This window comes from Mesorhizobium sp. M5C.F.Ca.IN.020.32.2.1, assembly GCF_004023105.1.
Taxonomy (GTDB): domain Bacteria; phylum Pseudomonadota; class Alphaproteobacteria; order Rhizobiales; family Rhizobiaceae; genus Mesorhizobium; species Mesorhizobium wenxiniae.
In genome coordinates this window covers 2,116-3,476 of record NZ_RZSX01000696.1, presented here as the reverse complement: position 1 = coordinate 3,476, position 1,361 = coordinate 2,116, and the positions used below count along the sequence as shown (strand labels likewise).

Genomic DNA, 1,361 nt, shown 5'->3' with positions numbered 1-1,361 from the left:
TTCGGTGACCGCGCCCTGCCCGATCCTGACCGTCATTTTCTGGTCGCCAGCCGGCAACACGACCTTCGTGTCGCCATAATAGGTCGCGGGCGTATCGACGCCCGGATAGGCGATCACGACAGCCGCGCCATCGGCGACGTCCGCCCCCTCACTTGGCCGCGGATGAATGATGAGCGTGCCCGCATTCAGCGTGACAAGGGGCTTGTAGACCTGGCCCGACTCGACCGTGATCTTCTGTTCGGTCCTGGCCTCGCCATAGCGTGCGACGACTATGTAGCCGCCCGGCTCCAGATTGCCTTTGTAGGCTCCGTATTCGGTGGTGACGTAATCCCCGCGGGTGCCGTCGGAGCTCGCCTTGTAGATCTCCCAGGAATTGCCGTCGGTGACGGGATCGCCGCCCTCGGCGAGCACCACGGCCGGCATGAAGTTGAACTCCGGCTTTTCCGGCTCGGGGGCCGGCTGCGGCGCAGGCGCTGGTTCGAGCGCCGCGGCGGCGATGGTTTCGACCAGCGCGTCCTGTAGGGCTTGCTCGTCGGACGCCTGGATGTATTTGCCGCCGGTGTTGTCGGCGAGGCAAGCGACCTGCTTGCCCTCGTCCGCGGTCAGGCCGAAGCCGACGACGTTTACGGTGAAATCGACACCGGCAGCCCTCAGTTCCTTGCCGAGCGCGCAAGGGTCACCTTCGCAGGTCTCGAGCCCATCGGTGATCAGGATGACGGTGGCCTTATCCTCGGTGTATTTCAGCGCCTCGGCCGCCTGCTTGACGGCTGATGTCAGCGGCGTCTTGCCGATGAATTTCAGGCTGTCGGCGGCAGCGGAAACAGCAGCTGCCGAGCCGGCCTGCGGCGGCACGATGAGCTCGATGTCCTCGCAACTGCCCTTCTCGCGATGGCCATAGGCCATGAAGCCGATTTCCCTGTCGGCCGGGACCGATTGCAGCACGGTTCGCAGCGATTCCCGGGCGATTTCGAGCTTGGGCTTGCCGTCGATCTGCGCCCACATCGAGCCGGAGGCATCGAGAACGATGACGACACGGTCGGCGGCAAGGCCAGGCGTCGTCTTCCACAAAAGGAGAGCCGCCGCAGCGACGCCCCGTGCAAGTCCCGCCATGAAATCTCCCCCAGTGGCTGCCAGTTCGTCGCAGCCAGTCAGTCTCTGCCAGTCCGGGGGAAGCTATTTGACGCCGCGTCAGGACACAAGCCCGGACGCAGGGCATGGGAGGGTCGGCCACAAGCCTTGAGCCAAACCACTCAATACGTCGTGCGCCGCTCTTCGGAAGGCGGCCGGCCGAACTGCAGCCGATAGCTCTGGGCAAAATAGGAGTGCGAGGTGAAGCCGGTGGCGATCGCCACGTCGAGGAT

1 protein-coding gene and 1 pseudogene are annotated in these 1,361 nt (G+C 64.8%); both read right to left on the bottom strand.

Going from position 1 to position 1,361, the window contains the following annotated elements:
- Positions 1–1,110: VWA domain-containing protein (locus EOA86_RS27165; RefSeq protein WP_128344510.1), on the bottom strand; the 1,110-nt coding region annotated here is incomplete at its 3' end.
- Positions 1,111–1,250: 140 nt separating this feature from the next.
- Positions 1,251–1,361, bottom strand: a pseudogene (locus EOA86_RS40675) (GlxA family transcriptional regulator); the annotation flags it as partial.